This window comes from Methylobacterium sp. J-078 (assembly GCF_022829285.1).
Lineage (GTDB): Bacteria > Pseudomonadota > Alphaproteobacteria > Rhizobiales > Beijerinckiaceae > Methylobacterium.
In genome coordinates, this window is record NZ_JAKSYI010000066.1 from 24127 (window position 1) to 30919 (window position 6793).

Annotated in this window: 6 protein-coding genes; 3 read left to right on the forward strand and 3 right to left on the reverse strand. The window is 71.4% G+C overall.

Going from position 1 to position 6793, the window contains the following annotated elements; genetic code table 11:
* The first annotated feature begins 298 nt into the window (after positions 1–298).
* The 3 genes from gltX (at position 299) to MKK58_RS10500 (ending at position 4734) form a co-directional block, all read left to right on the forward strand.
* Positions 299–1648, forward strand: coding sequence for a glutamate--tRNA ligase (gene gltX, locus MKK58_RS10490; protein ID WP_243912021.1), 1350 nt, complete (start codon positions 299–301; stop codon positions 1646–1648).
* A gap of 84 nt (positions 1649–1732) precedes the next feature.
* Positions 1733–2671 (forward strand): alpha/beta fold hydrolase, encoded by a 939-nt coding sequence (locus MKK58_RS10495; RefSeq protein ID WP_243912022.1) that lies wholly within the window; start codon positions 1733–1735, stop codon positions 2669–2671.
* Positions 2672–2802: 131 nt separating this feature from the next.
* Complete coding sequence (locus MKK58_RS10500) at positions 2803–4734, forward strand: ABCB family ABC transporter ATP-binding protein/permease (RefSeq protein ID WP_243912023.1); 1932 nt, start codon at positions 2803–2805, stop codon at positions 4732–4734.
* Between the two features lie 138 nt (positions 4735–4872).
* Here MKK58_RS10500 and MKK58_RS10505 read toward each other — a convergent pair whose 3' ends face one another.
* The 3 genes from MKK58_RS10505 to MKK58_RS10515 form a co-directional block, all read right to left on the reverse strand.
* Positions 4873–5826, reverse strand: a complete 954-nt coding sequence (locus MKK58_RS10505; protein ID WP_243912024.1) for a type II toxin-antitoxin system HipA family toxin — start codon at positions 5824–5826, stop codon at positions 4873–4875.
* Positions 5827–6115: 289 nt separating this feature from the next.
* Positions 6116–6454: a multiprotein-bridging factor 1 family protein gene (locus MKK58_RS10510; protein WP_243912025.1), complete on the reverse strand. Its 339-nt coding sequence runs from the start codon at positions 6452–6454 to the stop codon at positions 6116–6118.
* A gap of 140 nt (positions 6455–6594) precedes the next feature.
* The coding region (locus MKK58_RS10515; RefSeq protein ID WP_243912026.1) for a LysM peptidoglycan-binding domain-containing protein at positions 6595–6793 on the reverse strand (199 nt) is incomplete at its 5' end.

Below are 6793 nucleotides of genomic sequence, written 5' to 3' on the forward strand. Positions count from 1 at the left end.
CGTCCTCTCAGCTGGAAGAGCGGCCCGCGGGCTGGACTCCGAGGGCACCGTGAGATCGGATCGGGGGGTCTGGTCGTGGGGTCTCTTGCGAGGCGGCCAACGGACGGTCCGGCGCCCTTCGGCCCCGTCGCCTTCCGACGACGGCCCCGTCGTGGGGCTGTTCCCACCCCCCATGTCCCGCCCCGGTCGGGTTTCGCGAACGCGGTCACCGGGTTTGCGTCGAAAACCTGCGTCCTGTGAAAGACCTAGGCCAGGTGACGCGTTGGCGCGCCGACGCGAACCGGCTTAGAAGGCCCCCATGACCACCGCCCCCCTCGTGCGCTTCGCGCCGTCCCCCACCGGCTACCTGCATATCGGCAATGCCCGGCCCGCCCTGCTGAACGCGCTGTTCGCCCGGGCGCGCGGCGGGCGCTTCCTGCTGCGGCTCGACGACACCGACCGGGAGCGCTCGACGCAAGCCTTCGCGGATGCGGTGGCCGAGGATCTGGCCTGGCTCGGGATCGTGCCCGATCTGTTCGCGCGGCAATCCGACCGGGTGGCGCGCCACGACGCGGCCGCCGAACGGCTCAAGGCCCTGGGCCGGCTCTACCCCTGCTACGAGACGCAAGAAGAACTGGAGCGGCGGCGCCGGCGCCAGCTCGGGCGCGGCCAGCCGCCGATCTACGACCGGGCGGCGTTGAGCCTCACCGAGGCCGAGCGCGCCGCGCTCGAAGCGGAGGGGCGCCACCCCCACTGGCGCTTCAAGCTCGACGCGCGCACCGTGGCCTGGACCGACCTCGTGCGGGGCGAGGCCCATGTGGATTGCGCCTCGCTCTCCGACCCCGTCCTCATCCGTGCCGACGGCAGCTACCTCTACACCCTGCCCTCCGTGGTGGACGACGCCGAGATGGGCATCACCCACGTCATCCGGGGCGAGGACCACGTCACCAACACCGGCGTGCAGGTGCAGATCTTCGAGGCGTTGGGCGCCCCAGTCCCGGTCTTCGGCCACCACAACCTCCTGACCACGGCGGACGGGGAGGGGCTCTCGAAGCGCCTCGGCCACCTCTCGCTCCGGGGCCTGCGCGAGGCCGGCTACGAGCCGGGCGCCGTGCGCTCGCTGGCGGTGCTCACGGGCTCGGCGGAATCGGTGCGCGCCGTGGCGGGGCTCGACGAACTGGCCGGCCTCGTCGATCTGGCGCAGATCTCGCGGGCGCCGGCGAAGTTCGACCCGCACGAACTCGACGGGCTCAACGCCCGCCTCGTCCACGCCATGCCCTACGCCGAGGTGGCCGAGCGGCTGGCGGCACTCGGCGTGGCGCCGGAGCGCGCCGAGGCGTTCTGGGCGGCGGTTCGGCCCAACCTCGCCAAGGTCTCGGAGTCCGGCGACTGGTGGCGCGTCGTCGCCGGGCCCGTGACCCCGGTCCTGCCCGATCCGGCCTTCATCGGGGCCGCCGCCGCCCTCCTGCCGGCCGAGCCCTGGGACGGGGAGACCTGGAAGGCCTGGACGAACGCCGTGAAGGCCGCCACGGGGGCCAAGGGCAAGGCCCTGTTCATGCCCCTGCGCCTCGCGATCACCGGCCTGGAGCACGGGCCGGACCTCGCCGGCCTGCTGCCGCTGATCGGCCGGGACGCGGTGGCCCGCCGGCTCGCGGGCGAGACCGCGTGAGCGCCTGACGCACGGGCGGCGCGACCGGGCGTGCTGACCGTGGCGGCCGGGTGCCCTATCTTGAGCGGCACGGGAGGTCCGCCCATGCCGACACGAACGATCCTCGCGGCCGCGGCCACGCTGGCCCTCGGGACGCCGCAGCCGCTGACGTCCCTCTCGACCACGACGACCTACCATCGCGTCACGGTCGGCGGCGTCGGGCTGTTCTACCGCGAGGCGGGGCCGCGCGACGCGCCCACGATCCTGCTGCTGCACGGCTATCCGTCGTCCTCTCGCCAGTGGGAACCGCTCCTGCCGCTGCTGGCGGATCGCTACCACCTGATCGCGCCCGACTATCCCGGCTTCGGCCAGAGCGACGCGCCGTCGCCCGAGGCCTACGCCTACACCTTCGACACGCTCGCGGCGGCGATGACGGGGCTCGTCGAGCAGCTCGGCATCGCGCGCTACGCGCTCTTCCTGCAGGATTACGGCGGGCCGGTCGGCTTCCGCATGGCGCTCGCCAACCCCGAGCGGGTGAGCGCCCTGCTGATCCAGAACGCCAACGCCTATGCCGAGGGGCTCGGCCCGAAATGGCGCGGCATTGCGCAATACTGGGCCGATCCCGCCGCCCATCCCGAGCAGCTCGACGCCTTCACGTCGTTCGAGGGCGCCCGGCAGCGCCACATCGGCACGAGCCCGAACCGCGATCGCTACAACCCGGATACGTGGACGGACGACGCCGCCTTCCTCGCGCGGCCGGGCATGCGCGCGATCCAGGCGGCCCTGCTCTCCGATTACCGGACCAACGTCGCGGCCTATCCGGCCTGGCAGGCCTGGATGCGGGCCCATCCGGTGCCGACCCTGGTGCTGTGGGGGCGCTACGACCCCTCCTTCATCGTGCCCGGCGCGGAGGCCTACCTGCGGGATCGGCCGGAGGCGGAACTGCACATCCTCGATGCCGGCCACTTCGCGCTGGACGAGGATACGGACGGGGTCGCACGCCTGACCCGGGATTTTCTCGCCCGCCACGTCGCCCCGCGATAGCCGAAGCGAGCCTGGGTGGGACGGCGGCGTGCGGCCCGTGCAGGTCCGCCCTTCGCACGGCGGCTGTCGTCGGGCGGGGAGGGGACTTATATGCGCTCGGAGCATTCCCCCATCCCGAGACCCTGACCCGAATGAACACCGACCCCGCCCCGGCGGCACCGGTCGCGGCCGCGCCGCCCGCGCGGCCCGGCCTGGTGGCCACCTATCGCCGCCTCTGGCCCTATCTCTGGCCCCATGGCCGGCCCGACCTGCAGCGGCGCGTCTTTCTGGCCTTCGGCCTGCTGATCGTCGCCAAGTTCGTCACCATGGTGACGCCCTTCACCTTCAAGTGGGCCACTGACGCCCTGGTGGCGATGACGGACGCGAAACCGGGGGCCGCCATCCCCACCGGCCTGCTCGCCGCGCCGATGCTGCTCATCGGCCTCTACGGTCTCTCGCGCATCCTGATGGCGGGGCTGACGCAGGTGCGCGACGGCCTGTTCGCCAAGGTGGCGATGCACGCCGTGCGCCGCCTGGCACTTCAGACCTTCGAGCACATGCACCGGCTGTCCTTGCGCTTCCACCTGGAGCGCAAGACCGGCGGCCTGACCCGCGTGCTGGAGCGCGGGCGCGGCGGCATCGAGGAACTCTCGCGCCTGATGGTGCTGACGCTGGTGCCTACCATCGTGGAGTTCCTGCTCGTCATCGGCGTGCTCGCCTACGAATTCGACTGGATCTACTCCGTGGTCGTCTTCGTGATGGTGGCCGCCTACCTCGCCTTCACCTGGAAGGCGACGCAGTGGCGCATCGAGATCCGCCGCCGGATGAACAACTCCGACACCGACGCCAACACCAAGGCGGTGGATTCGCTGCTCAACTTCGAGACCGTGAAGTACTTCGGCGCAGAACTCCGTGAGGCCGAGCGCTACGACGTCTCGATGGCGAAGTACGAAAAGGCCTCGACGCAGACCTACGTCTCGCTGGCCGTCCTCAACGCCGGACAGGCGGTGATCTTCACCATCGGCATGACCATCGTGATGTGGCTGGCCGCATCCGACATCATGGCGGGGCGCACCACGCTCGGTGGCTTCGTGCTGGTCAACACCATGCTGGTGCAGCTCTCGATGCCGCTGAACTTCATGGGCATGATCTACCGCGAGATCAAACAGGCGCTCATCGACATCGACGACATGTTCCAGATCCTGCACCGCAACCCGGAGATCGCGGACAGGCCGGACGCCTTGCCGCTCGCCGTGTCGGACGGCGTGGTGCGCTTCGAGAACGTGCGCTTCGCCTACGACCCGGCCCGTCCGATCCTGCGGGGCGTCAGCTTCGACGTGCCGGCGGGCAAAACGGTCGCCATCGTGGGCCCATCGGGGGCGGGAAAATCCACCCTGTCGCGCCTGCTGTTCCGGTTCTACGAGCCGCAGGGCGGCCGCATCCTCGTCGACGGACAGGACATCGCCGGCGTCCGGCAGGCGTCCTTACGCGCCGCCATCGGCATGGTGCCGCAGGACACGGTGCTGTTCAACGACACCATCGGCTACAACATCCGCTACGGCCGCTGGGACGCCACCCCGGCGGAGGTGCGCGCCGCCGCGTCGCTCGCCCAGATCGACCGCTTCATCTCCGCTCTGCCGGAGGGCTACGACACGCCGGTGGGCGAGCGCGGCCTGAAGCTCTCGGGCGGCGAGAAGCAGCGCGTGGCCATCGCCCGCACCATCCTGAAGGGGCCGCCGATCCTCGTCCTCGACGAGGCGACCTCGGCCCTCGACTCGTTCACCGAGCGCGAGATCCAGGACGCCCTGGACACGGTGAGCCAGGGCCGCACCACGCTCGTCATCGCCCACCGCCTCTCCACGGTGGTGAACGCCGACGAGATCATCGTCCTCGACAAGGGCGTCATCGTCGAGCGCGGCGACCACGCCACCCTGCTGGAGCGGGACGGCGTCTACGCCGCGATGTGGAGCCGCCAGCGCGAGGCCGACGCCGCCCTGGAGATCCTCCAGCGCAACGAGGACGTGGTCCCGGCCGCCAAGCGCCCGACCTCCGTGCCGGCCCCGGCCTCCGTGCCGGCGGAGTGAGAGGGCCTTCGCGCGATCGAAGCGGAGGCCCGTGTCGCCCAAGCCCGTGCGGTGCTCGAGCGAAGCCCAGATCCGCCATCGCGAACGCGATCCCGCAGGGATCGCCGGAAGGCATCGAACGGATTTGGCATGGGAGGGCTATGACCGGGATGACGCCGCCGCTTCGGATGCCGGAGGTCGATCGAGATCCGTCGAGAAGGCGCGCGCGAGCCGCCTGATCGTGGCCTCGTCGACGCCGTCGGCGGCGAAGTCCTGCCGCCAGGAGCGCATGCGGGCGGCGAGAGTGGCGACGAGGTCCCGGGCCTCGTCCTGCGACAGGTCGAAATCCGGGGCCCGGGTCAGGCAATTGCCGATCGTCGGATAGCTCCCGGATCGACCGACCCCGATGGCCTGCTGGGGGTCCATGTCCGGCTGGGGGACGATGTCGTAGGCCGGGGACAGGCGCCATGCGCCGTCGCGCCTGAGGAAGGCGTGGTTCTTGAGATGGTCGTCCCGGTTGCCGCACAGGACGTTGAACGCCATGCGGCGGAACAGTTCACGGCGATCCGACCCATGCTGCGCCCCGTAAAAGTGAAGGAACCTGGCGAGTTCGGGGTAGGAACCGGAATCCGACGTCTCGTCCAGCCCGAGCGCCGTCAGGCCGCTCATGAAGTGGCAGGTCGGCGCGTGCGTGCCGGGATCGCGGTCGAAGCGCTTGACCAGGACGACCCGGCGCGGCCCGACATCGCGCGTTCGCGTCTCGGCGACCGCGATCCCGCAGCGCGCGGCCAGGCGCATCGTCGCGTGTTCGGCGCCGCATTGGTCGTAGGTGTCGTCCCGCCTCTGGAACTTGGCGATCCACTGGGCGCCGCAGTGTTCCACGACGGCCTTCGGCCGGGCACCGCCCAGGCTGATGCCCGCGCTCCAGAGGCGGCCCGCCAGTCCCCCGACCGCCTCGCCGCGTTCCAGCCGTTCGAACCCCTCCGCGATGCTGTCGAGGTCGGCCGTGGCCGCGTAGCCCGGCCGGGGCGATGGCGGGGCCGGGGTTTCGGAGAAGGCGAGGCAACCGACGCGCTCATCCCCGGTGGCGAGCAGCCAGTCACCCGACGCCATCGGGGGCGCGCCGAGGGGGCGTTCATGCTCGATCAGCCGCCGGCCCCAGCGGTCCGGGGTGGCATCCGCCAGGATGCCCGGAAGCCGGCCACGGCCGGTGCTCCGGAGTGCCCCCGGCCGAAGGGGCAGGTGCTCGGGGTCGAGGGCGAAGGCCCGGCCGTGATCGTTCCGCAGCCAGGACCCGACTTAGGCGAACTCGCCATAGGGCTGCCCGGCCGCCGGCGCCACGCGCCGATACCGGCCGACGAGGTCCAGGCCGCCGTCCCGGTGGCGGACATGGACATAGACCTCAGAGATCATCGAGGTTCAACTCGCGGGGGCGGCGGGCGCGGCGGGGCAGGCGGCCGGTTTCGATGGCGGCGGCCAGGCGGTCGTTCTCGGGGCTGACCGCGTCCCGGACGGCCGGCAGGAGGCCGAGGACCCAGGCGGCCTTTGCGAAGACGCCGAGCGACACCGTGGGGTCGCCGTTCTCGAGTTTGCGCAGGGTCGGCAGGGAGACGCCGACGCGGGCGGCGAGGTCGGAGGCCGGCTGCCGCCGGCGCAGGCGCGCGGCCCTGAGGGCCTGCCCGATCTCGCGCAACCCGTCCGAAACCGCGATGGGCGTCTGCGTGACGCGCTCGGTGGTCATGCAATCAGAATTGCACGTAGGCGCCCACAAGTGAAAGCCTGCTTTCCATCTCTCGCCCTCTTTTTGCCGTTGACGGGCGCTCGGCCGTCCTCGTCGTCGGGCGCCTGCCTTCTGGCTCGGAGGCCGGGCGGAAGTGAGCCTCAGCCCCGTGTGCCGTCCTGCGTTCCCGCCGCCGTGCCGTCGCTGGGCAGGACGAAGATCTGGCCCGGATAGATCAGGTCCGGGTTGCGGATCTGGGGCTGGTTGGCGTCGAAGATCACCGTGTAGCGGGTGCCCTTGCCGTAGATGCGCCGGCTGATCTGCCAGAGGCTGTCGCCCCGGACGATCCGCGCGGTGCCG